This window comes from Priestia sp. TSO9, assembly GCF_021029645.1.
GTDB lineage: Bacteria > Bacillota > Bacilli > Bacillales > Bacillaceae_H > Priestia > Priestia megaterium_E.
The window spans coordinates 90813-117166 of record NZ_JAJEKD010000008.1 but is presented as its reverse complement, the minus strand read 5'-3'; the positions used below and the strand labels follow the sequence as shown (position 1 = coordinate 117166).

The following is a 26354-nucleotide window of genomic DNA, read 5'->3' as shown; positions in this document are numbered from 1 at the left end:
GAGGTGATTTTTTTGAATACGTATGAAGAAAAAGTGTTACAAGAAGCTGAACATTGGAAATTCAGCATGTTGAAACGACCTTCTAAATTTCAACGGACCGCAAAATCTTTACAGCTTAAAATAAATGAAAAAATCCCTGCTAAAGTCCATAAGATTATGACTGAAAGCATAAAAAAAATGGTTGAAACCACGCTTGTTGGATCCGATTTCACTACTAAAAAAAGAGATGTCAGCGGTCTTTCGTTTGAAGAAAAAGAGAAAAAAATTTTGGAGCTCATACCTAAGTACAAAAAAACTGCTGCTGTAGAAGGAGCTGGTACTGGTGCAGGCGGTCTCCTTTTAGGTGCAGCAGATTTCCCGCTTCTTCTTTCCATAAAAATGAAGTGCTTATTTGACATTGCCGCTACGTATGGTTTTGATGTAAAAGAAAAAGAAGAACGCATTTATATGCTGTATATTTTTCATCTTGCTTTTTGCAGCGATGACCATAGAACGAAGCTGCTTGAAGTAGTAGAAAACTGGGAGGAAAAGAAAGAGGAACTTCTTGAGCTTGATTGGAAAGCTTTTCAACAAGAATACCGCGATTACATTGATGTTGTGAAAATGTTTCAGCTGATGCCGGGAATTGGAGCTGTTGTAGGTGCGTATGCTAATTATCAGCTTCTTGACCATCTCACAAAAGTAGCGATGAACGTCTATCGCTTTCGGATATTATCTTCGTCACAAAAGTAGTCTAAAAACGTAAAAAAAGCTCCATTCGGAGCTTTTTTTACGTTAATTTTTTATTTACATATGCATTTACAAATAAGTGAATAAATATAGCACCTGCTGCCACGGAAAGCAGTGCAGCAACTAGATTAGAAAAAGCCACCGCTATGGCGAGTACAAGAATTTGTACATACAGCGCTTTTTTCCATACGTCCAAAAATGCCTTTTTTCGTTCTTTAGCTTCAACTGGATAAAGAGAAAGCCATAAAATCTGTTTGTGCTGCTTCCAAAGCGGGAGTAATTGAAAACCCGTCATGTACACAACAAATAAAACAACCACTATATTGCCGTATTGAAACGGCGCAGCTACAATTAAAAATCCGCCAATGACAGTTAAGCGAACGAGCAAGCTTAAATAATCTCCTGATCGCAAAAATGTTCTGGTGTACAAGTAATGGTAAGTGGCACTTTGACGAAATGGAATACGTGCTACTAGCCAATCTAAATATCTACGGCGTTTAATTCGCTCTTTTACCTGAGGAACGTCCGTAAATAAATTAGCTAATCGATAAAAATAGCCCATGCGCTTTTCTTCTAAGTCAATTAGCTTTTCCCATTTAATCGGCTTTCTTTTTGTAAGCGAGCGATAATAAATGGCTAGCGCAATCATAATTACCGCTACGATTCCTGTAAAGAATGCGTATGCATGCGAAAATAAGAAATACGTAAAAACTGCATTCAAGAAAAACCTGACGATATAATCTGTCCACTTCGCCCACTTTTCTTCAAACCATACGGCCCACCAAGACATGCCTAAGTTTACAACTTTCAAGATGAGTAATAGCAGAAAAAACACAAAAACGTTTGAGTAAGAATCATGCATTACCTTTACGTGAAGAGGTGCTGCTGCACCAGTTGCAAATAATAAAATATAAAGCTGAATCGTAAAGGTAAACCAAAAAGATTTTTTAAAATAAGGCTGCAGCTTCGTCTCCAAAGGAAGTAAAAAGACTAAATCAGGTCGTTTTAAAAACGTTTGAATTTGACCCATGGTTAAAATCAATCCCATAAGTATCGCAATCACTACAGCTGAAGGAAACGCAGGTGTTAATGTACTCAACCACTGTTGATAATAGTAGGCCAAACCGCCAATCGCAAAAATTAACACTAATTTAATGTGGTCATTTAAGATATATTTTGTATATCTTCTTATATCCACTAAATACTGCTGAAACCGTTGCTTCCATAATGCATCAATCTTACTCATAGCCTTCTTCCTTTGTTAATTCAATATAAATTTCATCAAGAGTAGCATTGCGCATTTGAAATTCTTCTTGAAGGTCTTTAAGCGTTCCTTGCGCTCTTACTTCTCCGTTATGTAAAATAACAAATTTATCGCAGTAGCGTTCCGCGGTCGCCAAAATGTGTGTGGACATTAAAATGCCTGCACCTTGCTTTTTCATATCCGTCATCAAATCAAGTAAAGATTGAATACCAAGCGGGTCTAACCCTAAAAAAGGTTCATCAATAATATAAAGAGACGGCTGAACCAAAAAAGCGCACATAATCATAACCTTCTGCTTCATTCCTTTTGAAAAATGCGCAGGGAACCATTTTAACTTCCGGTCTAAACGAAATTCTTTTAAAAGCGGCTGCAGACGGGCTTCATATGTTTGAGGCTCAAGTCCATAAGCCATAGCTGTCATATCTAAATGTTCTTTTAATGTTAATTCATCGTATAGCACAGGAGTTTCTGGAATAAACGTAAACTGACTTCGATAACCTGTTGGGTCTTGTTGAAAGGTTTTATTATTAATGGATACACTTCCTTTTTTTGCTTCCATTAATCCAATGATATGTTTAATCGTTGTACTTTTGCCGGCCCCGTTTAACCCGATTAATCCGACTAATTCACCTGCGTTTACATCAAACGATACATCTTTTAAGACGGGAGTTTTTGTATATCCCCCTGTAATATTGTTAATTTGCAATAAAGAACCCATCACGATCTCCTTTTATTTGTTCTTTTTTGTCTCCAAGCGCAAGCGCTATTTGCTCTATTGTACCAAATCTTTTTCTTCCTCACATCGTTTTCAATTTTTTTCGGTTAATTTTTCCAGAATATAATCGAAATATCGGGACATTCTATATAGGGAAGAAGGAAAACAAGTTATTGATTACAACTAATCATTACAAAGCTTCTTACATTTGGGATGAGGTGTCTACAGCAGGCATATTTCAGAAAACCTTAGTGTAAATCGATGTATGTTTGATTCATAAGGGGATGGTAGTCATGAACGTAGTAAGAATATATATAATGGGTAGACAATAATGTTCATTTATTACTGTGTAAATGAGGTGTTTGTCAAAGACCAAGAACGATTTCGTTCACATTGTATATTTTTTTAGCTCAATGCTTAAATGAGGTGTTTGTTAAAGAGAATATACTTTTTCAAGTTACTGTGTCATTAGGCAATGCAATTACGTAAATGAGGTGTTCCTTAAAGATCATATGCTGCATTAAAAGCTATTTTTTCCTTCTTCACATAACGGGATGCATAATCGTTTGCATCCCGTTTTTGTGTATAAAATACCAGCAGCTATTTCTTGCCTGCTGATTGCATTTCTACTTTGTGGTAAAATAAACGTACATGTATACCCATACATTTATATTGGTAACGGAAGGTGAACATAATGAGCACACATGATGAAAACTGTATTTTTTGCAAAATTATTCGCGGTGAAATCCCAGGTGCAAAAGTATTTGAAAATGAACACGTATTAGCTTTTTTAGACATTAGTCAAGTAACAAAAGGTCATACGCTGGTGATTCCAAAAGTACATAAAAAAGACATTCACGAACTAACGCCGGAAATTGCGCGCAATTTGTTTGAAGTGGTTCCTCAAATCGCAAATGCAATTAAAGAAACATACAGCCCAATCGGCTTAAACATCTTAAATAATAATGGTGAAAAAGCTGGTCAATCCGTGTTTCATTATCATATGCACATTATTCCTCGCTATGGGGAAGGCGATGGATTCGGTGCTGTATGGAAAGAGCATACAAGCGAATACACGCCTGAAAAACTTCAAGAAATCGCTGGCAATATTTCTTCTCGCCTTTCTTGAAACAAAAAAAGCTTACACATGTAAGCTTTTTTTGTTTTATCTATTCATTTAATACATGTTTAATCAGTTTGTGGTATAAAACATCGTGCGGCTTTTCACTTATTATGAACGACTTTCCGCCTTAACTTCTAAATTCATACGTTCTTCAATCAATTTTGTTAATGCTCTTGATCCTTCAGGTACCAAGTGGACACCATCTGATGTAAAGTATTCGGGGTGCTTAGAAGCCTCTGAGTACCAATCTACGAGCGTGACGTGATCAAACTTTTCAGAAGCAGCTTTCAAGTTCTTGTTCACGGTGCTTTCCCACGAACGAGGAACGCGCGTATTCACTAAGTAAACGTCCGCGTGTGAAAAAGCTTTTAACAGTTGTTCAAGTTCTTCATTTGTAAAATAGCCGTTTGTTCCTAACTCAATAATCACTGCGCTGTTCGGATTATTAAATGCTTGATAGCTAGGAGTTAGCTGCAGTGCTTCATTGAGCTGCCTTCCTACTTTTCCGTCAATCGTAATACTAAGCGGCATCTCTTTAAGATTAGGAGCAATATCCAGCATGACCGAGTCTCCAATTGCAAGAACATCTCTGTAAGAATTCGGCTGCTGTTTTTCTTTGGCATCAGATTTTTCTTCCCCGGAACTCTTTTCCGCGTTCTCTGCTTTTTTATCATCCGCTTTGTTCTTGTCTTTGACAGAAGTTGAAGCATTTTCTTTATGATTCGTTTGAATTTTAACCTCTGTCTCTTTTGCTGTCGTTTCATCCTTTTGCTGCGTACTAATAGCAAAGCTTGTCATATCCGCTGTAAACAGCGCCAAAAAGAAAATGAGACTGCCCAAAACCGCTTGTCTCGAACGAGAGAGATTACGCCATTTAAAAAGCTCTCTCGGATGGTAGTGCCGGAAATAATAGCGAAAGCCGCGTGTGCGGATAGGCACTTCGATGTAACGGTAAGAAAGTTCAGCAATGATAAATGTAAGGCCTACTTGTAGCAGCGCATGCCAATAGACCGGGCGGCCAATCTCGGATACAGGCGTTGTAAGAACAATAACCGGATAATGCCACAAATAGATGCCGTATGATCTAGTACCAAGCCAGCGAAGCGGTTTAAACGACAGAGCTTTTCCTAAAAAACTACTAGGATGACTAATTGTTGCAACCAGTACAGCAGCGTTTAAACAAATCAGCAGCATTCCACCTTGATAAAGAAAAGATGCATGAGTATACTCATCAACGCTCCATACGCAGAGAATAAATACAAAGAAACTCACCATACTTACCGCGTTTAATACTTGCTTGCCTACGGCTGGAAGATTTTTTGATGATAAACGATACATCGGCCAGGCAAATGCAAGTAAACAGCCGATTAAAAGGGCAAACAGCCGAGTGTCGGTTCCATAATAAATACGGCTAGGATCTCCTCCTGGCTCATATAAAAAAGACATTAGAATAGCTGAGACCATTACTCCAGCTAAAATGAATAGAGAAAGAATCCCTCTCTTTTTGATAAATTTTAAACCCAACAATAAAACAAGTGGCCACACAATATAAAACTGCTCTTCAATAGCCAGTGACCATAAGTTCTTTAATGGTGACGGTGACCCAAAACTATCAAAATATGAAACTTTATGAAAAATAAACCACCAGTTACTCATATAAAAAATAGACGATAATGCATCGCCTCGTAGCGTTGTTAACAATGGCCGGTTAAATAAAATAACCCAAGCTGCAGTCAATACTACCATCACATACACAGCCGGAAGAAGTCTTCTCGTTCGGCTGATCCAAAAATGCTTCAAATTCCCCAAAGGATTTTCCCAAGATTGCACGAGTAAAATCGAGGTAATTAAATACCCTGATAATACAAAGAAAACGTCAACTCCTAGAAATCCTCCAGATGCCCATCCAAATCCTAAGTGATAGGCAATAACAGACATAACAGCGAAAGCTCGAAGTCCATCCAAACTATATATATACCTATTTTTCTTTTCCTTTGCACTCATAAAAATGCCTCCAAGCAATATGTACAACAAATTTCTTTCTCAATAAACATTAAGAATATTACGTAAATGTTACATTTTTGTTACAAAAATCATTATATACAATATTATTACTTTCTTCAATATATCACTTACTTAAAATCAAAGAATAAGTAAAAAGAAACAAATTCATTATCTATCTTATTCATAAATTACTAATTTAGTAGTAGTCATATCGATTCTATCTGCGCAGTACTAAAGCCTAACATCTTTCTTTCACCTTACCCGTTTGAGAAATAGAAAAACTTCACACAATTGGTGAAGTTTCTAAGGTGTCTTTAGCATATCTAGGTGGGGAAGCCCTTCATCTGAATAAATATCGGAAATAGGTCTAAAACCAAACGATTCATAAAATGTTTGAAGTCTGCTTTGAGCTTGAATTTTAATTGTCTTCTCGTGCAACTCATTTTCTAAAAAATCAATTCCTCTTGCTACTAGTTCTCTTCCAAGACCTGTACCGCGCTGTGCTTGTTCTACAATAATGCGCCCAAGAGAAGCTTCCCGATAGCTAATTCCTTTTGGTAAAACTCTAAGGTATGCGATAATTTTCTCATTCTCTTTTTTGAACAAGTGATAAGCAAGTTTGTCTTTTCCATCTACTTCTAAGTAAGCACACTTCTGTTCGACAACAAAAATAGCGGTGCGAACCTGTAGAATTTCGTAGAGTTCATCGTTTGTCAGCTCTTGAAATGATTTTATGCACCAAGTCATGATCCGCTCACCTTTTCTTATTGTTCTTTTTCAATTAAATTCAGCGTACGTTCAAGCCAATTGATATAGCTTGTCTCCCGGTCTTGAGCGCGAGATAGCACCAAATAATGACCAAATTGAGGAGACGAAACGGTAATGTGATGATTAACTTGTTCCAAAAGGTCATCCATTCGTTTCTTTAAAAAGGTTAGCTTCACTTTCCTGCTTGATAGCTGATTATCTATTTGCTGCTTTAACTCTTCTATTGACATGGATGAAGCAAAATAAGCTTTTAACATAAATTCATCTTTAGTTGTTTCAGGAATAGGATCAATCGTAGTGAGCCACTTGCTTAACTCGGCTCTTCCTTCTTCCGTTATCGAATACATCTTTTTTTCTAATTTCTTGCCTTGAATCACGGTTTCATAGCGAATAAATCCCTCTTCTGTTAATCGCTTTAACTCAGGATAAATCTGGCTGTGCTTAGCACTCCAAAAATTACCGACCTCTTCTTTAAAAAGCCTCGTAATGTCATACCCGCTGAGCTCCTTCTGATCTAAGAGCCCTAATATGGCATATTTTAATACTCTCATTCTGTTCCTCCACATTATTTCTTCCATCAGTATAGCATATAAACATTTCATTTACATGTTTGCCAAAACATGTTTGCGTATACTTTTTATTTATCTTTTTTCTATTATTTTCTCTTTACAGATTAATTTAAATTTTTGAAAAGTTACCTCCACAATCAATGGTTTTCATGATAGTATAATGATATTCTTTCTGACATCAGTCATTAGCCATTTTGTATGATGAGTGTTCGAACTAATTTGAGGAGGAATTAATGTGATTACGTTAAACAGAGCTTATAATTTTAATGCAGGTCCGTCTGCGCTTCCCCTACCTGTCTTACAACTTGCTCAAGAGGAGCTAGTTAATTTTAAAAATACAGGTATGTCTGTGATGGAATTATCACACCGCAGCAAAGAGTTTGAAGATGTATTAACACATGCTAAAGAAACACTCACGGAATTGCTTAACATTCCAGATACACATGAAATTTTATTCCTGCAGGGCGGAGCAAGCCTGCAATTCTCTATGATTCCAATGAATTTTTTATCTCCCGATCAAGTCGGTGCATATGTACTAACCGGATCATGGTCGGAAAAAGCATTAAAAGAAGCAAAGAAACTTGGAAAAACAGCAGTTGTTGCTTCTACTAAAGAAGAGAACTACCGCTCTATTCCAGCTTTAGATGATGTAAAGCTTCCAAAAGAAGAAATTGGGTACTTGCATATCACGTCCAACAACACCATTTTTGGTACACAATGGGCTGACTACCCTTCTATCGAAGGAGTAGACTTAATTGCCGACATGTCAAGCGACATTCTTTGCCGTCAAATTGATGTATCTAAGTTCTCACTCATTTATGCTGGTGCTCAGAAAAACCTCGGACCATCTGGTGTCACGGTTGTCATTTTGAAGAAAGAATTACTTAAACGTATTCCTGAAGGTTTACCAACAATGCTGAATTATGAGACACACGTAAAGAGCAACTCTCTTTACAACACTCCTCCAACGTTTGGCATTTACATGCTTTCACTTGTTTTAGATTGGATTAAAGAACAAGGTGGCGTTAAAGCAATTGAAGCCCAAAATCATAAAAAAGCTAAGTTACTCTACACAAGCATGGAAGGTTCAAATGGTTTCTATACCCCTCACGCTACAGAGGAAAGCCGATCAATTATGAACGTAACGTTTACTTTACCAACCGATGAGTTAACTGCTGCGTTTTTACAGCAAGCAAAAGAAAAAGGCTTCGTAGGATTAGCTGGACACCGTTCAATCGGCGGATGCCGCGCTTCTATTTACAATGCTGTACCGCTTGAAGCGTGTGAAGCTCTTGCCGCCTTTATGGATGAATTTGCACAGGCAAACGCATAATTGGCAGAATTAACAGATCCTTTTTTCACATAAATATGTTATAATCAGTATGTAAATATATGCAATGGGCATAGACGCACTATTGGTATATTTCGAGCTTAGCTTAGAAGAGGAGAGATGAGAAATGAATACAAAGGTTTTAGTTTCTTTAGCGTTATTAGTCGGAATTGGAGCGGTTCTCCACACGGTGGTACCTCCTATTTTATTTGGAATGAAGCCAGATATGATGTTAACAATGATGTTTTTAGCAATCCTGTTGTTTCCTAGCGTAAAAAATGTTGCATTGGTTAGCTTAACCACAGCGGTTATTTCTGCTTTAACAACAAGCTTTCCTGGCGGACAAATTGCAAACTTGATTGATAAACCAATTACAGCATTTGTTTTCTTTGCATTATTTATGCTTGTGAAAAAAGCAACAGGTATTAAAACACCAGTTGCCGCTGCTTTAACAGCTGTTGGCACGCTCGTATCAGGAACCGTATTCTTGTCTGCTGCCGCGCTAATCGTCGGCTTACCGGGCGGAAACAGCGTCATGGCGCTTGTTGCTGCAGTTGTATTACCTGCAACAGTAGTGAATACAATCGTTATGGTCGTTATTTACCCAATTGTTCAATCCGTTCTAAAACGCACAAGCATCAAAGCAAAATTATCGTAACGTCAAGAGCCTGATTTAATTGAGAATCAGGCTCTTTTTTTACACCAAAAGCTAAGGCCCACCAAAGCGTGGCGGACCTTTAGATAAAACGGTTCATTTATAGTATGTTGCTGATCTTTTAGAGACAGCCGGCGGTTCTTTTGTTTAAAAAGAAATGGTACAGAATGCTTTTCACTTAAATTTCATTTGCAGCCCATACAATAGGTATGAAGACTTACTATGTAATAAAGGTTTAAGTTCTTCATCCTAGGTTACATAATAAAGTATAAGCGCCAATAAAAAACTCGCAAAAGCCACTGTCGCACATGTAAGAGACTTTTGTTTCAGCACATGTTTAGGTGGATATGATGCCGTTCTAGTCGTAAGGCTAAACCATTTAAAGGCAGCCAGAAAAAAACTCAGGCTAATCATCAAAAGAATGAATAAAGCTACCCCATGTTGATAACCTCCTTCTTTTGTATCAATCTATGCTATTTTTTTTATGATTATGTCAGAAGGAAGTGTTAGCAATTACTTTACTACATAGGAGGAAATAAATAATGAGTAGAATGAAAAAACTAGCAGCTGGAGCAGTAATCGGAAGCACCGTAGCCGCTATTACAACGCTTCTTGTTACTCCATATTCAGGACGAGAACTTAAACAGCGTGTCAGCTCTCGAAAAGACCGAGTTAACGCTTCACAACAAGAGCTCTCAACAAAAATAAAAGCTGTTTCTCAACAAGTACAAATGACCGCCAGAGAAGGAAATACTATAGTGAAAAATATCGCAAGTGACCTTTCTACTACCCTTGGTCAGTTTAAAGAAGAAATTGTCCCTCATAAGGAATCCCTTCAGCATCATTTAAAAGAAATCCAAAATTCTTTGTCAAACCTAGAGGAACATGTACAGACAACTAAAAATCCCAATGAAAAAATTGACAAAAAAGAAGGTTAAGACGCCTTCTTTTTTAATTTTTTAAAATTTTGTAAATTTACATCTTTATAATTTTTTATTTTATTGGCATAATAGAAGATAAATAAAAAAAGAGACTAAGTAGGTGGGAGAAGATGAAAAAGACTAGTGATCAAGATTACAGTTTGAAAGAAGCACTTCTATTTAGCCAACGCATTGCCCAATTAAGTAAAGCCCTTTGGAAAACCGTAGAGAAGGATTGGCAGCAATGGATTAAGCCTTATGACCTTAATATTAACGAGCATCATATTTTATGGATTTCCTATCATTTAAACGGGGCTTCCATTTCCGAAATTGCCAAATTTGGAGTTATGCACGTTTCTACTGCATTTAACTTCTCCAAAAAACTAGAAGAACGAGGTTTACTCGAGTTTTCTAAAAAAGAAAGCGACAAGCGAAATACGTACATTCAGCTGACAGATAAAGGCGAGGCCATTTTATTAGATTTAATGGAACATTACGAACCTTCTAATAATTCAGTGTTCAGCGGCGCACTTCCGTTGCGCGACTTGTACGGCAAATTCCCTGAGTTTATGGAACTAATGACCGTCATCCGCAAAATTTACGGTGAAGATTTTATGGATATCTTCGAGCGATCTTTCCATCATATCGAAGAAGAATTCACTGAAGAAGATGGCAAGCTTGTCAAGAAAGATAAAGAGAACCACCAGGAGACTATTTCAAACTCTTAATGGTTAGTCCCTTATCCATTGAATAATTTCAAAAAATTCATTCATCACATCTTGATAAGAAGGTTGATAACGAAGCGATTCGACCGTCTCTCTGGGAGTTAATTTATAATTCAGCATGCCAACAAATTGTGTAAGAAGCGGAACAAAGTCTGTTAGACCTTCCGCTTTTTGCTCAATATATTCGTTTTTTGTATCTTCACACAGAATTAAAATTTCCTCTACTTCCTTCTTTGTAAGCTGATTTCTTACCACTAAATCAATAAATGGTTTAGCTTCTTGTTCAGATGTCCCAGATAACAGTTTTATGTAATATTCTAAACGTGATACTCGAGATTCTAAAGTTTCCATCCGCTTCCCCTACTCCTTCAACGTTCATATACCTCTACTCCATATTGTACATGATTCATTCATGTTCTTCCAAATAATTCTTTCTTCGTCATTCACATTTCCTGTTTAAGTAGCACCGTATAAAGATTTTCATATACTGATTATGTACTCACTGCATATATTAATATAAATCCCTCTGTCCTTTTTAACAATCCTTTTGCACAATGGGTAATTGTTACTCATTTCTTATCCATTCACTTTGCTATTTCGTTTAAAACCTATTTCTCAACTTCTTAACTACCCTTTATAAAATAAAAACCGCATTTCTGTGTAAATACCTTTTGAAATTCTTTGCTCAACTGTATATATAACTATCTATTTTACCGCTTTTTTGGTAATGTTAATATAGATATTTGTAAATTCATACAAAGCTGTACTATATAAATGACTATAAGACTTTTTGTCTTCGTCACACTGATTTTGTTAGGGGGATTTTTATGTACATATTCTTTATTGTATTTGCACTATTCATTTTATTCTACATCAATGCACTAACAAATACATTGTGTATTCAAAAAGAAATTCCAGCTGAAAAACAGCCTAAAGTTTTTCGTACGATTAATGTATTAATTACCATTTTATTAGTTTCATCTTATATTGAAGTATCATTTACATAAAAAACGGTGAGATGTCTCACCGCTTTTTTATAGGCTTAGCAAAAACAGCTAGCTCCGATGATAACTAATAAGATGAATAATACGACTAATAGCGCAAATCCACTGCCGTATCCGCATCCGTAAGAACCCATATCTATCGCCCCTTTCCTTTTATATTCATCTGTTTCCTAGTGGTAACATGCACAACCAACAATGACTAATAGGATAAACAGTACAACTAATAGTGCAAAACCGCCTCCATATCCGCCTCCGCTCATTTGAGCACCCCCTTTGTTTACTAATACTGCATCTTATGCATCAGCTCAAAAAACGTCTAGGCTTTTAGCCCAAACTCCATAATTTATTTCTCTTTCTTCTCGTTTGGAGATTACTCTGTGAGTTTGTCCACCATTTTGAAAACGCTTTATAAAAAAGCCATCATAAGCGTATAATCACTCCATGCTTAGTGGAAAATAAATGTAAATTTACGTGGTTTTAACTTCATTTGCTAACATCAGGAAATGTGATATAGTAAATCTTGAGTCAAGCTACATAAGTAAAAATGATGAGTAGGAGTGTTTACGTATGAAAAAAAGCTTAGTTGCACTAACAACGGCAGCCAGCCTCGTTGCTTTATCAGCATGCAGTGGGGGAAATGATGCTTCAAATGCCAACGATTCTTCAAAAGTAATTGTAGAAACAAAAGCAGGCAATATCACTCAAGGTGATTTGTATAAGCAAATGAAAGATACAATCGGACAAGACCAATTTAATACACTCGTACGAAGCGTTACCGAAGAAAAAGTATTGAGTGAAAAATATAAAGTAACGGATAAAGAGCTTGATCAGCAGCTGAACATTCTAAGAGAACAATACGGTGATCAGGTGGATTCAGTTATTAAGCAAAAAGGCGAAAAAGAAGTCAAAGATATGCTAAAAGTTGATATTCTCCGTGAAAAAGCTGCTACGGCAGGCATTAAGGTATCGGACAAAGAGCTGAAAAAAGCTTATGATGAATATAAAGCTCAAAAACCTCAAATTCGCGCAAGTCATATTTTAGTAAAAGACGAAAAGACAGCAAACGAAGTAGAAGCGAAAATCAAAAAAGGCGAGGACTTTGCTAGTCTGGCAAAAGAATATTCAACGGATCAGCAGTCTGCAGCTAACGGCGGCGATTTAGGCTACTTCGGTGAAGGTCAAATGGTTAAAGAATTTGAAGAAGCGGCTTACAAGCTGAAAAAAGGTGAAGTAAGTAAACCAATCAAAACAGAGTACGGCTACCATATCATTAAACTAGTCGATAAAAAGAAAGTAGAATCGTTTGAGAAAAAGAAACCCGAACTTGAGCAGCAAATCAAACGTTCAAAAGTAGATCAAGCAGAAGCGAATAAGAAGATTCAAAAAGAGCTTGATAAAGCAAAAGTGGAAGTCAAAGATAAAAATGTAAAACCAATTTTTGAAGAAGGTGCGACAGATAGTCAATCTGGCGTAGAAACTCCTCAGCAGTAATGCTAAGAGCCTGTCACTCATGTGACAGGCTCTTTTATATAATCAGATGGAATCGCTGTTGCGTCTTTCTTTTTCCACTTGCATTCTTTCAATGAAGACTTGTCCCTCTTTTTCAATAAACGAATCATCCACTTGCTTATCATGTTGTGCAGCACGAATCGCCATAAATCCACTAAAGAAAATGCCTGCTACAACTAAATAAATCCAAATTGGTAGTGTCACCATATATTGATCCCCCATCACAGTTATTTACAACCACTATATGCGAAGGAAGAAAGACTTATACCTTTTTAATCAATCGTTGGTTTATAAAATGAGCGATTATCCAGTGCAAAAATACGCTCTGTAAACTCACCGGGCTTCACTTTTGTTAATGCTCGGTCAAGCATATTCATTTTAGCGTCTACATTGTCAATCAAATGAAGCATTTCAGCCTCTTTAATTAACGGCTTTTTCGGACTTCCCCACTCTTCCTTACCATGATGCGATAACACAAGGTGCTGAAGAAGCATAACCTCTTCTCCTTCAATCGCTAATTCTTCTGCCGCTTTTCCAATTTCATTCACCATAATCGAAATATGGCCAAGCAAATTTCCTTCGACTGTATATATCGTCGAAACAGGACCTGAAAGTTCAAATACTTTGCCAAGGTCATGAAGAATAACTCCAGCGTACAGCAAGTCGCGGTTTAAGCTTGGATAAAGGGTTGAAAATGACTCAGCCAGCTTCAGCATAGACACCACATGGTAGGCAAGTCCTGATACAAACTCATGGTGATTTTTAGTTGCTGCCGGATATTCTAAAAATTCCGTTTGATATTTTTTAAACAAATGGCGAGTAATGCGCTGGACATTCGAATTTTTCATTTCAAATATGCTCTTTGTAATATGTTCGACCATTTCTTCTTGAGATAAAGGCGCCACTTCTAAAAAGTCAGATGTGCGTACTCCGTCTTGGGGCTGTGCAGGACGAATGTTGCGTATTTTCAGCTGGTTGCGCCCGCGGTAATTCATTACTTCTCCAGCAGCTCGCACAATCTTTTGAGCAGCATAATTTTCCTCGTCATCTGGGGATGCATCCCACAGCTTGGCTTCAATATCACCTGTTTTATCCTGTAGGATTACCGTTAAAAATGGCTTTCCATTGCTTGCAATTCCTCTCGTTGAGGATTTAATTAAAAAATAAAGATCAACTTGCTCTCCTACTTCGTATTGAGCAATTCCTTTTGTCATGATCTTTTCCTCCTTACCACTTCATTCTATGTATTTGATAACGAAGCTCTTATCGCTTCGTCCGCTTATTTACAGCTCTTTACATTTCATTTTACCATCGCTTGGCACCGAATGCACGGGTAGACGCTTTTTCATAAAAGATGAGATTGCGACATAACAAAATCAATGCAATCTAAAGACGAACAAATTGGATAAAGGAGCTGCACTGCTTGAGACACTGCTGTTGATTTCCGTGCAAGCCTTCGCTTTCCGCGGGAGTCTTCGTCTTGTTCTCCAATACACCGCTAGAAGCAACTACATACATGAAAACTATGGTCACTATAGCAATTAAAAAATCCGAACGAGTTGGATTCTCCATCAAGAATCTAGGTTGTTCGTTCGGACCTTTCTTCAACTAAACTACTTTTGTCTCAACCTCTCACTTCTTTATGTTTCTTTTTTCGTTAGCTGCAGCGCCTTTTTAATATCTTTAAAAGAGGTAGATTGCCCATACATAAGGACTCCTCCTTTATACACACGGGCACCAAATATAGCTAAAGCAGTAATCGTCACAACTAAAATCCCTATTGATACACTCACTTCCCACATAGGAACATTTAACATACCTACACGCAAAAACATAATCATCGGAGCAAAAAACGGGATAAAAGATGTGACCGTAATGATTGTGGTTTCAGGATCACCAAGTCCAAACATAGCAATTAAAAAAGCGGCCACAATCACAAGGGTCATGGGCGTAATCATTTGCTGTACATCTTCAATACGGCTCACAAGAGAACCTAAAAAAGCCGCCAGCGTAGCAAAAAGGAAGTACCCCAATATGAAAAAGACAAATGCATACACGAATGTAGTCAGCGGAACATCATTAAATCCGAGGTAAGAAAAGATACCGTTATGATTTGTTTCCACACTGGCTTTTAATGATGTGTAGCCCACGCTCAGTATCACTGCAAGCTGTGTTAAGCTGAGCAGTGCAATTCCAATGATTTTAGCAAACATTTGTGTAATAGGTGATACGCTCGATACAAGGATCTCCATAACGCGGGATGATTTTTCAGTAGCTACTTCCATCGCAATCATGCTCCCATACATGATAACGGCAAAATAAATAACAAACAGCAGCACATACACAAGACCTCTTGCTTGATTTAGCTCTTGTTCTGTTTTAGCATTTTCAACTAACGCTTTCTTTTTAAATGAAACAGGGCTGTAAAGCTGATCAATTTGCTTTTCTTCTAACCCGATTTTTACTGTAGCCATAGCCACTTTTGTTTGCTGTACCGCCTGTTCTAAGGTAGAAGAAAGGTTTGATTCGGCCAAAGAGTTAGCTTTGTACACAGCTTGAGGCAGCTGCTTATCGTTTAAGGATAAAAGTAAATAGCTATCGAGCTCCCCGCTTTCTACCGCTTGTTTTGCCTTAGACTCAGACGTAAATTCTTTTAAATGAATGTCTTTATCCATGACATTTACATTTTGTTTGAACAACGTATATACGCTTTCCACTTCATAGATGACACCCACATTTGTTCCATTATCGTCTGAATTAAAAACGTCGATAATTTTCTCCATATTTGTAAGAGCAACTAGAATAAGAGCAGTAATAATCGTCGTAATAATAAAAGATTTTGTTTTTAATTTATTAAGATATGTATGAAAGACAATGACCCAAAATTTATTCATAGGAAGCACCTACCTTTTCAATGAAAATATCATTTAATGAAGGCTCTTCCACTGCAAATTTAGATACAAATGAAAAGTGTTTAAGTTCTTGAAAAATGAGTTGCGATACGGATTCATGTTGAATTTGAACAATTATGCCTTCAACCGTTTTTTTCACCTTTACAACGCCTTCAAGCTCTGTAATTCTCTCAAACGGACCTTTTCCGTGTACAATGACGTTTTTCTTGCCAAATGAACGCTTGATCTCCGGCAGCCTTCCATACACAACAGGCGTGCCATGATGCATAATACATAAATATTCACAAAGTTCTTCCACATGTTCCATTCGATGACTTGAAAAAACAATCGTCGTTCCGCGCTTTTTCAAATCAAGCACCGCTTCTTTTAATACCTCTACATTTACAGGATCCAAACCGCTAAAAGGTTCGTCTAAAATAAGCAGCTCGGGCCGATGAATAACGGAGGCAATAAATTGAATTTTTTGCTGATTTCCTTTGGATAGCTCTTCTACTTTTTTCGAAGCATATTGAGGAATATTAAATCGAGATAACCAGTGCTCCATTTCTTGCAGCACGTTCGCTTTTTTCATTCCGCGCAGCCGTCCAAGGTACACAAGCTGATCTTTGACTTTTAATTTCGGATACAATCCCCTTTCTTCTGGAAGGTACCCAACTAGATGACTTCTACTGTAAGTTAAAGATTTATCATTCCATTGGATGTGACCTGAGGTTGGTTCAATGAGCCCTAAAATCATTCGAAACGTCGTCGTTTTGCCAGCACCGTTTGCACCTAAAAAACCAAACACTTCGCCTTTTGGAATTTGCAAGAATAGCTCATTTACAGCTGTAAATTCACCGTACCTTTTTGAAACTTCACGGATAGAAAGAGACATTTAATTCCTCCTTTGTAAATAAACCTATGTTTATTGTATGGAAAAAAATGATATCTGTAAACCTTAGCAGGATTTAGAGGAATAGGACGAGAAATATGTTGAATACGCTTACAATTATACTATAAGAGGAGAGTAGATTTTATGAGTACTTACACATTAACCGCTTTTGAAAAGACTGGAGAAAAATTAATAGATGAAAGTTTTGAAGCAGCTTCTGAGACAGAAGCAAAGACTATCGGCACCAAGAAGTTAGAAGAGCTTTCCTATTTAGAAAAAACGCATCGATGCGTTAGCTCTAGCGGAAAACTTGTATTGTTTCATCGTTAATACAAAACGCCGGAAAGGTTTAGCTTTCCGGCGTTTTATATTACTTTACAGCTTCTTTTAGTTCTTTACCAGCTTTAAATGCCGGTACTTTTGATGCTGGAATTTGCATTTCTTCACCCGTTTGAGGGTTACGGCCTGTACGAGCAGCACGCTCGCGTACTTCAAATGTACCGAAGCCGATTAACTGAATTTTTTCACCTTCACCTAGCGTTGATGAAATTGTTTCTAGTAATGCATCAACTGCTTTAGATGCATCTGCTTTTGTTAACTCTGATTTTGTTGCCACTGCGTTTACTAAATCTGTTTTGTTCATTTCCAATCACCTCATTAGTTTCTACATTATCTTGTGTTACCACTGTTTTGCAACTTTTAAACATGCTCTATCAATATGATAGACAAAAATATTGGCTTTTAAACTAGTTCACTTAATTTTCGGAAATATCTTTTTCACTTTGATTAAAAACAGGCGCTCGCTTTTCCAGAAACGCACGTACACCTTCCTTATGATCCGAACTTTGGCTCATAGCAAACTGACTTCTTTTCTCAAGCGCGAGCACTTGCTTTAATTGTGAAACAGATGTCTCCACATAAATTCGCTTTGTTTCCTTCAAAGCACGTGAAGGTTTTTTTAGCCAATATGAGAGATAATCTTCTACATGCTTCGCCAAATCTCCTTCTTTTATTTCATCAATTATGCCAAATTGATGAGCTTCCTCTGCTTTTAATGTCTTTCCTTCCCAAATTAGCTGTTTTGCACGATGAGCACCGATGCGCTTTTCTAGTAAAAAGTGACCGCCTCCGTCTGGAATTAGAGCAATACCGATAAAGTTCATCGCAATTTTTGTGTGTCTTTCTGCAATAATATAATCAGAAGCAAGCGCAATGCTGAGCCCTAGCCCTGCTGCCGCACCGTGCAGTACACTTATCGTCATTTGAGGAAGGCTGTATAAAGTCAGCACGGCTTCATTAATCAAATCCATCACCTGCTCAAAACGTTCTGATTGTGAAGGTGACATCATCATATTAATGTCTCCGCCTGCTGAAAATACTTTTCCGTTTCCTTTTACTATTAAAAAGTCCACTTCGCTTTCTTCGACAACTTTTAAACATTGAATAAATTGCTCTAGCACTTCTTCGTTTAATGCATTTAAGGCATCCGGCCTGTTAAACGAAATTGTGGCGATACGCTCTTGCAAAACTAGTTCTACTACTTTTAATTCGACGGTCATCTTACTCACCCTTTCTGATAATGATTAAGGACTTGTTCACGAAGCGTACGTTTTAAAAATTTTCCTACCGTTGTCTTTGGAATTACATTCATAAATAAAATGTCATCTGGAAGCCACCATTTTGCAAACTGCGGCGCTAAAAATCCGAGCAGCTCTTCTGATGAAACGACACCTTTGTATGCATCTTTTAACATGACACAAGCCACTGGACGCTCTTGCCACACCTTATGAGGGACTGCTATGACACAGGCTTCAAAAACAGCTTCATGGGCAATAAGAGCGTTTTCTAGATCAACCGATGAAATCCATTCTCCTCCGCTTTTAATTAAATCTTTTGTTCGGTCTACGATTTTGATTGTTCCCTCTTCGTCAACCGTCACAATATCTCCGGTATACAGCCAGCCGTCTTTAAACGTATCTTCTGTTCTTTTATCTTTGTAATATTCAGAAGCTACCCATGGCCCCTTTAGTAATAGCTCACCCATTTCCACTCCATCCCAAGCAACTTCTCCATTTTGACCTATTACTTTCATTTCAACCCCAGGAACTAAGAAACCTTGCTTTGCTTTTACGTTGAGCTGATACTCAAAGTCTTCGCTGTACTGATAGCTTTTCAAGCGGGAGACGGTCACCACAGGGCTTGTTTCCGTCATTCCGTATGCATGCATAAATTCAATTTGATATTTTTCCTGAAATTCTCGAATGACGCTTTTTGGAGCCGCTGATCCACCGCATAAAATAGCTCGCAAACTGTCAACTGCGTAAGGTTTTTCTTCTAACTCTTGTAAAAAATTTAGCCAAACGGTAGGCACAGCTGCAGCAAGAGTTACTTTCTCTTGTTCAATCAGAGAAGCAATCGTCTCTGAAGTACAAAAAGCACCCGGCAGCACGAGCTTTGTTCCAAACCAAACGGCAGCAAAAGGAATTCCCCATGCGTTCACGTGAAACATTGGAACGATAGGCATAGCAGTATCAGCTTCTGATAATCCAGCACTATCAGCAAGCCCTAGCGCCATACAGTGCAGATAAATAGCGCGATGAGAATATACAACGCCCTTTGGCTCTCCTGTAGTAGCAGAGGTATAACAAAGACCTGCCGGTTCTTCTTCGTTTAAATCTTGAACAAAAGAATGCGATGCATCCCCTCGCTCAATCCAATTTTCGTAATGATAAACTGGCAAGCCTGTTTCTGGCAGTTCATCTTCATCTGACATAATGATATAGGCTTCAACATGTGGAAGCTTTTGATGAATACTTTCAAATAAAGGTAAAAAGCATTCATCAAATAAAATAACTTTATCGCGTGCATGGTTAATGATGTATACAATTTGCTCAGGATCTAACCGGATATTGATGGTGTGAAGAACAGCGCCTATTCCGGGCACGGCGAAATAAGCCTCTAGATGTCTATGGTGATTCCATGCAAACGTCCCGACTCTTTCTCCTCGCTTCACTCCGATTTGTTCTAGCATACTAGAGAGTTGCCGAGTCCGTTTTATTAACTGGTTATAAGTTAAACGCTGAATTCCTTTTGAAGATTTAGAAATCACTTCTTTTTTACTAAACAGCTTTTCAGCTCTTTCCATCATAGATGGTACGGTTAACTGTACATTCATCATTAAGCGGCACCTCGCATCGTCATAATAAGAAAACGCTTACAACTTTTTTATATATTCAACATATTCCGACATTTCCCTGCCGGAAATAAAAAAAGATCACTAAAAAGTGACCTTTTTATTTCATAAATAATTCATCTAAAATCTTGAGTTTCTCTTGTGTGTAGTGCTCGAATCCATCGTTGTACGATTTTGGGTCTTTTGGATTCGCAAACCTTGTAATAATGCCTGTTTCTGGATGCACGAACTTACTTGATGCCCCGCATCCAAGACCAATAATCGTCTGCTTTTCTTCCATGATCATAATATTGTACAGGCTCTCTTGACCAGGGAATGAATATCCAACGTTCTCTAAATTACCTAAAATATTTTTTTGGCGATATAAATAATAAGGTTCATACCCTTGTTCTTGAGTCCACTCGGTTGCTAAATCCATCATTTCACCAATTTCATAGCGATCTGCCACTTTGTATTTCCGTTTATTTTGAGTCATTTCAGACGCGCGTTTAAACGATAGCGTATGAACAGTTAAAGATTCAGGAAGCAATTTTTTAGATTCGTCTAGCGTATGCTGAAATTCTTCTACACCTTCATTTGGAAGCCCAATAATTAAGTCCATGTTAATGTTATTCATCCCCATTTTTCGAGAAAGATGAAATTTATCAATAGTTTCTTCAACTGTATGATGGCGTCCAATAGCTTTTAAGGTTTCTTGAATATAAGACTGCGGATTTACACTAATCCGGTCAATATTCCATTTGTTCAAAACAGCTAGTTTTTCTTCCGTAATCGTATCGGGTCTTCCTGCTTCTACCGTAATTTCACGGATATTTTGTACATCCGGGAACGATTCATACATCTCTTCATACAGCATGTCCATTTCTTCAGCGGTAATGCTCGTTGGTGTGCCTCCACCATAATAGACGGTTGTAATCTTGATGTTATTGTCTTTTAGCCATTTTCCTACTTCACGCATTTCATAATGCAAGCCGCCTAAAAATGACGTAACGGATCCTTGACGTCCGTTAATCGCATAGGCTGGGAATGTACAGTATGCACACTTCGTCGGACAAAACGGAATGCCTATATAAATGCTGACTTCATTCTTTAACTCATGTAAATCGGGAATAGCTGCTAGTTGACGATCTACAATATGCTGCATTAAATTAATTTTGTCATCGGTAATTAAATATTCTTCCTTTAGCTCACGATGCGCTTGTTCTTTACTTTTGCCTGACTGCAGTTTCATATGAAGCAGCTTCGTCGGGCGTATACCGGTCAAAATACCCCATTTTTGAACGATGCTTGTATACTCCTGTAGTACAGATAAGTAGACGCGAAGCACCACATTTTTTATTTGCTTAAATTCTTCTTTTTCTGTTTCATACGGCGTAAACGATTTAGAAAGCTCTTCTGTAAACACCTTGTCCGTTTCAGCGTCATGCAGCACTGCTTTCGCATAAATTTCTTCATGTACTTTTAGCTCTACTTCGACCTTCAGCTGAGCTTCGTTATCATCCTCAAAGGAGACATTGCTTTCTTCAAAAAACAAATCTGAAATTCGGTGAAGCGGACGTAAAAAACGCTCATCTTCTATACCTTTTATATAAATGTTCAATATAATCACCTTTCAAATCAATTCTATCTAAGTAATCAGTTTACAAAACCTACGTATGTCCGGTCAAGGTGCTCAGCTCAAGGGAATGCGCGGACAGGAAACAAACGGAAAAAAGAGACTAAACCATAACTACATTCATTCAATCTAAAGACGAACAAATGAGATACATGAGCTGAACCGCTTGTTACACTTGTTGATTTCCAGGCAAGGCTTTGCTTTCCGCGGGCGGCCGATGAGCCTTCTCGTCGCTTACGCTTTTCGCGCAGAAGTCTTCGCCTTGTCCTCCAGTCAACAGCTAGAATTATCTACATATATGAAACCTACGTCCACTCTTCCAATAAAAAAATCCGAACGAATTGGATTCTCTATCAAGAATCTCGATTCATCGTTCGGATCTTCCTTCGGCTAAACTACTTTTGTACTAGCCTCTTTTTTCCTTTATTTATTTTAAACGAAAGCTGTCAATTTGATGAAGATAACCAAGGCGCTGCTGCTTTCTAAATAATTCTTTTACCATATAGGCTACACCATTTTCATTATTAGAACGAGTAACCCAATCCGCAAGCATTTTTAATTCTGTTGGTGAATTGCCCATGGCCACACCCATTCCTGCATGTTCAATCGTTTCTAAATCATCATAGCAATTTCCAATTGCTACTACGTCTTCCATTGGTATCCCTAGACGATTTGCTACATAACGAACGCCTGCAGCTTTTGTGGCTCCTTTTGGCGTAATATAACATCTATTTTCATTTGGATACGAAAACCATTCAATATCCGGAACTGCACTAGCAATTGTTTGCTCCGCGTATTCTTTTTCTCTACGATCTGCAAAATACACTTCTATTTTTGGCGTAGAAACAGGTTCATCACGAAGCGTATCTCCTAATGAATCTACGAACTGCACGGGATAAAAGAGCGGTTCTCCCGTTTTTAACACACTTTTAGCTACAATATTATTAGGAAGCTTTACACGATTTCCAATTGAAAACCTTTCATGCAAAATGCGGACATGACAATTAAAATTTTCAAAAAGCTGAATGAGATTAAATGTTTTTTCCTCGCTAATTCTCTTATCTAGTATCGGTTTGTCTATCGATGTTCCGATAAAGGCACCGCTATGAGTAATTAGCATTGCTGGATGAACTTTAAGTGACCGAGCAATTTTTTTAGCAGACGGAAAATGCCTGTTTGTTACTAACGTAACGTAAACCCCTTTATTTTTCACAAATTGAATTGCGTCTTTCGTTTCTTTTGTAACGCGCCCTTGGCTATTTAAAATGGTTCCATCAATATTCAACGCTAGCAATCGATAAGCCATATGAGAACCCCTTCTTTCATAGATGTCTAATCCGTTAGGATACGGTTATAAATGACCTTTTCATGATAGTCGGCATGTGTAGCCTTGTTACTAAGCTTATGAGCAGAACTGCACAATTAGAAGGAATTTCCGCACAAAAAAAAGAGGAAAAGATTTCTCTTTTCCTCTTTCCTCTATCTCTTATTCAGCCGCACCGTAAAGTTCTTCAAGTGGCTTCATGATAATTTTGTTTAATTCACCAATTACCATGCTCATACGCTGCTCAGCTTCCATTAGCTTCGCAATATTTTGATCTTGTTGAACGATTGCAACTGTTTGTTGAGCTTGCTGAACTTCTTCTTCAGTGATTTCTTGGCCCATCATTTGCTTTTGTTGCAGCTCCATTTGCATTGTACGGAAACGCTCAAATAATTGTTTTGAACCTTGATCAGCGTTTACTGCTGCATATAAGTTTTTTAAGTTTGTGTAATCGTCGCTTTGACGAATTGCTTTTTCTAAATCATTTGCTACATCATGTAAGTTTACAGACACGTTAAGTTCCTCCTAATTAAGTTCTATAATTTCTTGACTTCCCTAACTATAACAAATTATTATATAAAATTCAGCTTAAGACCTTTATTTTCTCAGAAAACGATAAATTCTCTTCACAGATTGGGCTAATTCCTCATAGTATATATCAGCATTCGCCTACTAAAGGAAAGAAAAAGAGGATTCGTTTATGAATACTTTTACCATCTCTCTAAAACCACTAGAGAACCATATGAGCAGCGACATTTACATTAGTTCTGCTCTGTTCTCCCGCGTGAAGTGCAAGCACGAGTTTACGCTAACAGTAGGCTCCATTACGAAAGAAGTCGAAGCCACCGTTTTTCAGCATCGAGAATGCTGTTTCATGATGTCAGAAGCTCTATTTACAGACTTTCGCTTTCCTTATGAAACGCATCAGCTGAGAGGCATTTATGAAGAGAACTCGTTTAGGTTGGGACCCGTAATTAGCATCATAACAGAAGTTCGAGAAGATGAAGAACTCTTTGGCTCCATTTCTGTATTTTGTAAGGAATTTGTTCAAGCTTGCAAGGAGTTAGGGTGTTTTTGCTATGTGAGCAAATTAAGCGACGTGCAGTCATTATCCCCTAAAGGATATGTTTATCGCGCTGATCGATGGGTTTATTCAGACGTTCCCTTTCCGGGAATCGTACACAATCGGATTCATGCCAGGAAAACGGAGCAAACCGCTGATTTTCAAACCTTTAAAACATTTTTAAAAGAACATGACGTTCCTTTCTTTAACGCACGCTATTTAAATAAATGGACGGTTTTTCAACAGCTTAAAGATGTCGTACACTTGCTTCCATATTTGCCAAAAACGTATCAGCTTCGTTCACGGCAAGATCTTCTTGACGCTTTGGAACTCCATGACGATGTTTTTTTGAAGCCCGTTCATGGTAGCCAAGGAAAAAACATTTTTAAAATTTCAAAAAAAGAGAAGTATATTTTAGACTATACAACGTTTACGCAGACGTATGAAAAAGAATATGAATCTCTTTATGACTTATTTGAAACGCTTTATAGTCAATTAAAAAGGCAAGGATTCCTCATCCAAGAAGGAATTTCACTGCAGACATACAAACAGTGCCCTTTTGATTTCCGCATTCTCTGTCATAAAAAAGACGACTTGACGTGGAAAATCACGTCCATTGTCACACGTGTATCAAAACCCGGCAATTTCGTTTCAAATCTTGCCCGTGGAGGAGATATTCATCCTCCTCATCAAGTGTTAAATCAGCTCTATGATTCAAAAACTACGCGCCATATCCTTTCACTTTTAAAAGAGATTGCGATTGAAATTTGCACACAGCTTTCTCATCCGTCTGAACTTTATGCGGAATTCGGTATTGATTTAGCGATTGATCAAGAAGGAAAGCCTTGGATTATTGAAGTAAATGTCAAACCTTCCAAACAATCCGATTCAAGCGCTTTCTCCGTCCGTCCATCAACAAAAGCACTGCTTGACTATTGTCTGCATGCAACAAATTTTCAATTTCCCAAGGAGGATTTACGATGATTTCATTAGGCTTTTTAACGATTCACCCACAGCAAGAAGTGGAGTACGTGACAGAAATTGCTAAACATGCTTCTGAGTTTTCGATTGAAATATACCGTTTTACTCCTTTTAACATTCATCCTAACACCGAAAATATTGAAGGCTTCCGCTACGATTTACAACAAAAGAAATGGATAGAAGATTCCTTCTTACTTCCTTCGTTTATTTACGATCGCTGCTTTTATCGAAAAGACTCGCTTTCTAAAAAGGCTCGCCCTATTGTAAACTGGCTTAAACAGCGGGAAGATGTTACATTTTTAGGCCATGGATTACCCAATAAACTAGATGTCTATGAAGTAATTAAAAAAGATAGCTATTTATCTTCATATATTCCTCCTACCACTCCAATCGAAAGTGTAGAGCAACTTGTTCAGCTGCTTCGAACAAACGATAGCCTAATGATTAAACCTGCCAATGGCTCACAAGGTAAAGGAATTGTGAAATTAAGACAGCGCGGACGTGAAATTGAAGCTTCTTATCAACAAAATGATATTGTAAACACCATTCTGTTTTTCTCTTTTCAAGAGTTTAAGAACTGGTTTACGAAAACGACCCGTGATGTACTGTATATTGCTCAGCCCCATATTTCATTTTTCCCTTATGAACGCACTCCTTTTGATATAAGACTGCTATTACAAAAAGGAAACGATGGTAATTGGAAAGAAATTGGAAGAGGAATTAGACAAGGTGAACGGGACTCCATCGTAACAAATGTAAGTTCAGGAGCATCTATTGTACCTTTTGAGAACTTGCTGCCTCGCATCCCTCGCGTTCATCGTCAATATGTAATGGATGAAATCAGCACCATTTGTAAAACGATTCCGTCCGTGCTGGAAAATCACTTTCCTTCTCTTTTTGAATTAGGTATTGATTTATGTATCTCGAGAGACTTCAGCATCTGGATTCTAGATTTAAATTCGAAACCGGGAAGAAAAATAGTAATGGAGACCGCACCTGAACAAAAAGAAGTCATGTATAAAAATGTCCTGTCTTACTGCGTCTATTTAGCTAACACACTATCGTATCGTAAGGAGTAAT

The 26354-nt window shown here is 37.7% G+C and carries 30 protein-coding genes; 11 read left to right on the top strand and 19 right to left on the bottom strand.

Features of this window, described 5'->3' with window-relative positions; translation table 11 throughout:
- Nucleotides 1–12: 12 nt before the first annotated feature.
- Complete coding sequence (locus tag LJC66_RS02795; RefSeq protein WP_028410280.1) at nt 13–732, top strand: EcsC family protein; 720 nt, start codon at nt 13–15, stop codon at nt 730–732.
- A 37-nt stretch (nt 733–769) separates the two neighbouring features.
- On the opposite strand, the gene LJC66_RS02790 is transcribed toward LJC66_RS02795, so the two are convergent.
- Nucleotides 770–1975: an ABC transporter permease gene (locus LJC66_RS02790; RefSeq protein ID WP_195695442.1), complete on the bottom strand. Its 1206-nt coding sequence runs from the start codon at nt 1973–1975 to the stop codon at nt 770–772.
- Entirely contained in the window at nt 1968–2711 is a 744-nt protein-coding gene (locus LJC66_RS02785; protein WP_013055321.1) for an ABC transporter ATP-binding protein, read from the bottom strand. The genes LJC66_RS02790 and LJC66_RS02785 overlap by 8 nt, the downstream gene beginning before the upstream one ends.
- 691 nt (nt 2712–3402) lie before the next feature.
- Here LJC66_RS02785 and LJC66_RS02780 point away from each other — a divergent pair.
- Entirely contained in the window at nt 3403–3837 is a 435-nt protein-coding gene (locus LJC66_RS02780; protein WP_014461670.1) for an HIT family protein, read from the top strand.
- Between the two features lie 102 nt (nt 3838–3939).
- Here LJC66_RS02780 and LJC66_RS02775 read toward each other — a convergent pair whose 3' ends face one another.
- The 3 genes from LJC66_RS02775 to LJC66_RS02765 form a co-directional block, all read right to left on the bottom strand.
- Nucleotides 3940–5835: an acyltransferase family protein gene (locus LJC66_RS02775; protein WP_195695443.1), complete on the bottom strand. Its 1896-nt coding sequence runs from the start codon at nt 5833–5835 to the stop codon at nt 3940–3942.
- 303 nt (nt 5836–6138) lie between these two features.
- On the bottom strand, nt 6139–6582 hold the full coding sequence (locus tag LJC66_RS02770; protein ID WP_195695444.1) for a GNAT family N-acetyltransferase: 444 nt from the start codon (nt 6580–6582) through the stop codon (nt 6139–6141).
- A 17-nt stretch (nt 6583–6599) separates the two neighbouring features.
- Nucleotides 6600–7154, bottom strand: coding sequence for a PadR family transcriptional regulator (locus LJC66_RS02765; RefSeq protein ID WP_025752934.1), 555 nt, complete (start codon nt 7152–7154; stop codon nt 6600–6602).
- 253 nt (nt 7155–7407) lie between these two features.
- Between LJC66_RS02765 and serC the strand changes: the two genes are divergently transcribed.
- Together serC and LJC66_RS02755 are read left to right on the top strand one after the other, a co-directional pair.
- Nucleotides 7408–8505 (top strand): 3-phosphoserine/phosphohydroxythreonine transaminase, encoded by a 1098-nt coding sequence (serC, locus tag LJC66_RS02760; protein WP_195695445.1) that lies wholly within the window; start codon nt 7408–7410, stop codon nt 8503–8505.
- Nucleotides 8506–8629: 124 nt separating this feature from the next.
- Nucleotides 8630–9160, top strand: coding sequence for a tryptophan transporter (locus tag LJC66_RS02755; protein WP_153253357.1), 531 nt, complete (start codon nt 8630–8632; stop codon nt 9158–9160).
- A 246-nt stretch (nt 9161–9406) separates the two neighbouring features.
- Here the strand turns inward: LJC66_RS02755 and yhzF are convergent, their stop codons facing one another.
- Nucleotides 9407–9580, bottom strand: coding sequence for a membrane protein YhzF (yhzF, locus tag LJC66_RS28080; RefSeq protein WP_465119511.1), 174 nt, complete (start codon nt 9578–9580; stop codon nt 9407–9409).
- A 119-nt stretch (nt 9581–9699) separates the two neighbouring features.
- On the opposite strand from yhzF, the gene LJC66_RS02750 reads away from it, so the two are divergent.
- The gene (locus LJC66_RS02750) at nt 9700–10095 is read left to right on the top strand and encodes a YtxH domain-containing protein (protein WP_050689473.1); all 396 of its coding nucleotides are present in this window, start codon (nt 9700–9702) and stop codon (nt 10093–10095) included.
- A gap of 113 nt (nt 10096–10208) precedes the next feature.
- Entirely contained in the window at nt 10209–10805 is a 597-nt protein-coding gene (locus tag LJC66_RS02745) for an HTH-type transcriptional regulator Hpr (protein ID WP_014461677.1), read from the top strand.
- A gap of 3 nt (nt 10806–10808) precedes the next feature.
- Here LJC66_RS02745 and LJC66_RS02740 read toward each other — a convergent pair whose 3' ends face one another.
- A complete protein-coding gene (locus tag LJC66_RS02740; RefSeq protein ID WP_013081673.1) occupies nt 10809–11153 on the bottom strand; it encodes a DUF1878 family protein in 345 nt (114 codons plus the stop codon).
- Nucleotides 11154–11629: 476 nt separating this feature from the next.
- Here LJC66_RS02740 and LJC66_RS02735 point away from each other — a divergent pair, with 476 nt between their 5' ends.
- Entirely contained in the window at nt 11630–11809 is a 180-nt protein-coding gene (locus LJC66_RS02735; protein ID WP_013055312.1) for a hypothetical protein, read from the top strand.
- Between the two features lie 35 nt (nt 11810–11844).
- On the opposite strand, the gene LJC66_RS02730 is transcribed toward LJC66_RS02735, so the two are convergent.
- Both LJC66_RS02730 and LJC66_RS02725 read right to left on the bottom strand, forming a co-directional pair.
- Nucleotides 11845–11940, bottom strand: a complete 96-nt coding sequence (locus tag LJC66_RS02730; protein WP_016762974.1) for a YjcZ family sporulation protein — start codon at nt 11938–11940, stop codon at nt 11845–11847.
- A 36-nt stretch (nt 11941–11976) separates the two neighbouring features.
- Complete coding sequence (locus LJC66_RS02725) at nt 11977–12066, bottom strand: YjcZ family sporulation protein (RefSeq protein WP_016762973.1); 90 nt, start codon at nt 12064–12066, stop codon at nt 11977–11979.
- A 307-nt stretch (nt 12067–12373) separates the two neighbouring features.
- Between LJC66_RS02725 and LJC66_RS02720 the strand changes: the two genes are divergently transcribed.
- The gene (locus tag LJC66_RS02720) at nt 12374–13297 is read left to right on the top strand and encodes a peptidylprolyl isomerase (RefSeq protein ID WP_193420836.1); all 924 of its coding nucleotides are present in this window, start codon (nt 12374–12376) and stop codon (nt 13295–13297) included.
- 42 nt (nt 13298–13339) lie between these two features.
- Here LJC66_RS02720 and LJC66_RS02715 read toward each other — a convergent pair whose 3' ends face one another.
- From LJC66_RS02715 to LJC66_RS02700, 4 genes are all read right to left on the bottom strand, one after another.
- Complete coding sequence (locus LJC66_RS02715; protein ID WP_013055310.1) at nt 13340–13522, bottom strand: sporulation YhaL family protein; 183 nt, start codon at nt 13520–13522, stop codon at nt 13340–13342.
- A 65-nt stretch (nt 13523–13587) separates the two neighbouring features.
- Nucleotides 13588–14529: a 3'-5' exoribonuclease YhaM gene (gene yhaM / locus LJC66_RS02710; protein WP_013055309.1), complete on the bottom strand. Its 942-nt coding sequence runs from the start codon at nt 14527–14529 to the stop codon at nt 13588–13590.
- 426 nt (nt 14530–14955) lie between these two features.
- Nucleotides 14956–16209 (bottom strand): ABC transporter permease, encoded by a 1254-nt coding sequence (locus LJC66_RS02705; RefSeq protein WP_195695446.1) that lies wholly within the window; start codon nt 16207–16209, stop codon nt 14956–14958.
- Nucleotides 16202–17101 (bottom strand): ABC transporter ATP-binding protein, encoded by a 900-nt coding sequence (locus LJC66_RS02700; protein WP_230931754.1) that lies wholly within the window; start codon nt 17099–17101, stop codon nt 16202–16204. The genes LJC66_RS02705 and LJC66_RS02700 overlap by 8 nt, the downstream gene beginning before the upstream one ends.
- A gap of 141 nt (nt 17102–17242) precedes the next feature.
- Between LJC66_RS02700 and LJC66_RS02695 the strand changes: the two genes are divergently transcribed.
- Entirely contained in the window at nt 17243–17428 is a 186-nt protein-coding gene (locus LJC66_RS02695) for a YhzD family protein (RefSeq protein WP_013055306.1), read from the top strand.
- A gap of 40 nt (nt 17429–17468) precedes the next feature.
- Here the strand turns inward: LJC66_RS02695 and LJC66_RS02690 are convergent, their stop codons facing one another.
- From LJC66_RS02690 to LJC66_RS02665, 6 genes are all read right to left on the bottom strand, one after another.
- Nucleotides 17469–17741 (bottom strand): HU family DNA-binding protein, encoded by a 273-nt coding sequence (locus LJC66_RS02690; protein WP_013055305.1) that lies wholly within the window; start codon nt 17739–17741, stop codon nt 17469–17471.
- 112 nt (nt 17742–17853) lie between these two features.
- Entirely contained in the window at nt 17854–18657 is an 804-nt protein-coding gene (locus LJC66_RS02685) for an enoyl-CoA hydratase (RefSeq protein ID WP_230931753.1), read from the bottom strand.
- A 5-nt stretch (nt 18658–18662) separates the two neighbouring features.
- The gene (locus LJC66_RS02680; protein ID WP_230931752.1) at nt 18663–20276 is read right to left on the bottom strand and encodes a long-chain fatty acid--CoA ligase; all 1614 of its coding nucleotides are present in this window, start codon (nt 20274–20276) and stop codon (nt 18663–18665) included.
- Between the two features lie 115 nt (nt 20277–20391).
- Nucleotides 20392–21891, bottom strand: a complete 1500-nt coding sequence (locus LJC66_RS02675) for a coproporphyrinogen III oxidase (protein ID WP_230931751.1) — start codon at nt 21889–21891, stop codon at nt 20392–20394.
- A gap of 442 nt (nt 21892–22333) precedes the next feature.
- Complete coding sequence (locus tag LJC66_RS02670; RefSeq protein ID WP_013055300.1) at nt 22334–23212, bottom strand: Cof-type HAD-IIB family hydrolase; 879 nt, start codon at nt 23210–23212, stop codon at nt 22334–22336.
- A 180-nt stretch (nt 23213–23392) separates the two neighbouring features.
- The gene (locus tag LJC66_RS02665) at nt 23393–23743 is read right to left on the bottom strand and encodes a YlbF/YmcA family competence regulator (protein ID WP_013055299.1); all 351 of its coding nucleotides are present in this window, start codon (nt 23741–23743) and stop codon (nt 23393–23395) included.
- Between the two features lie 187 nt (nt 23744–23930).
- Here LJC66_RS02665 and LJC66_RS02660 point away from each other — a divergent pair, with 187 nt between their 5' ends.
- Together LJC66_RS02660 and LJC66_RS02655 are read left to right on the top strand one after the other, a co-directional pair.
- Nucleotides 23931–25277: a YheC/YheD family endospore coat-associated protein gene (locus LJC66_RS02660; protein ID WP_230931750.1), complete on the top strand. Its 1347-nt coding sequence runs from the start codon at nt 23931–23933 to the stop codon at nt 25275–25277.
- Nucleotides 25274–26353 (top strand): YheC/YheD family endospore coat-associated protein, encoded by a 1080-nt coding sequence (locus LJC66_RS02655; protein WP_230931749.1) that lies wholly within the window; start codon nt 25274–25276, stop codon nt 26351–26353. The genes LJC66_RS02660 and LJC66_RS02655 overlap by 4 nt, the downstream gene beginning before the upstream one ends.
- The last annotated feature ends 1 nt before the right edge of the window (nt 26354 follow it).